Origin of the sequence: Streptomyces sp. 8N706 (assembly GCF_052245415.1) — a bacterium.
In the GTDB taxonomy this organism is placed as follows: Bacteria; Actinomycetota; Actinomycetes; order Streptomycetales; family Streptomycetaceae; genus Streptomyces.
The window spans coordinates 1-1,030 of record NZ_JBQQBW010000243.1; the positions used below are offsets into that span (position 1 = coordinate 1).

Annotated in this window: 1 protein-coding gene; it reads right to left on the reverse strand. The window is 70.8% G+C overall.

Annotated elements, in window-relative coordinates:
- The coding region (locus tag ACTWQE_RS34065) for an acetyl-CoA carboxylase biotin carboxylase subunit (protein ID WP_443332959.1) at positions 1–1,028 on the reverse strand (1,028 nt) is incomplete at its 3' end.
- Between the last annotated feature and the right edge of the window lie 2 nt (positions 1,029–1,030).

The window sequence follows — 1,030 nt, forward strand, 5'->3', positions numbered from 1 at the left end:
CGGCCGGGGTCCTCGCCGTTGATCCGGAACTCGAAGGAGTGGCCGCGGACCGGCGGGTCCTCGTATCCCAGTTCTTCGCCGTCGGCGATGCGGAACATCTCGCGGACCAGGTCGATGCCGGTGACTTCCTCGGTGACCGGGTGTTCGACCTGCAGGCGGGTGTTGACCTCCAGGAAGGAGATGGTGCCATCGGCGCCGACGAGGAATTCCACGGTGCCCGCGCCGATGTATCCGGCCTCTTTGAGGATGGCCTTGGAGGCGGCGTACAGCTGCCGGTTCTGATCTGGGCTCAGGTAGGGGGCGGGGGCCTCCTCCACCAGTTTCTGGTGGCGGCGCTGGAGGGAGCAGTCGCGGGTGGAGACGACCACGACGTTGCCGTGGGCGTCGGCCAGGCACTGGGTCTCCACATGGCGGGGCTTGTCCAGGTAGCGCTCGACGAAGCATTCGCCGCGGCCGAAGGCGGCGACCGCCTCGCGGACGGCGGAGTCATACAGCTCCGGGACCTCCTCCAGGGTGCGGGCGACCTTCAGACCGCGGCCGCCGCCGCCGAAGGCGGCCTTGATCGCGATGGGCAGGCCGTGTTCCTCGGCGAAGGCCAGGACTTCCCCGGCGCCGGAGACCGGGTCGGGGGTGCCGGCGACCAGCGGGGCACCGGCACGCTGGGCGATGTGCCGGGCGGCGACCTTGTCCCCCAGGTCCCGGATGGCCTGCGGCGGCGGGCCGATCCAGGTCAGCCCGGCATCCAGGACCGCCTGGGCGAAGTCGGCGTTCTCCGAGAGGAACCCGTACCCGGGATGGACGGCATCCGCGCCGGAATCAGCCGCGGCCTTGAGGACCTTGGCGATGTCCAGATAGCTGGCGGCCGGGGTGTCACCACCCAGCGCGTAGGCCTCGTCGGCCGCGCGGACGTGCAGTGCGTCCCGGTCCGGATCGGCGTACACCGCGACCGATCCGATCCCGGCATCCCCGCAGGCACGGGCAACGCGGACAGCGATTTCGCCACGGTTGGCGATGAGCACCTTGCGCACGA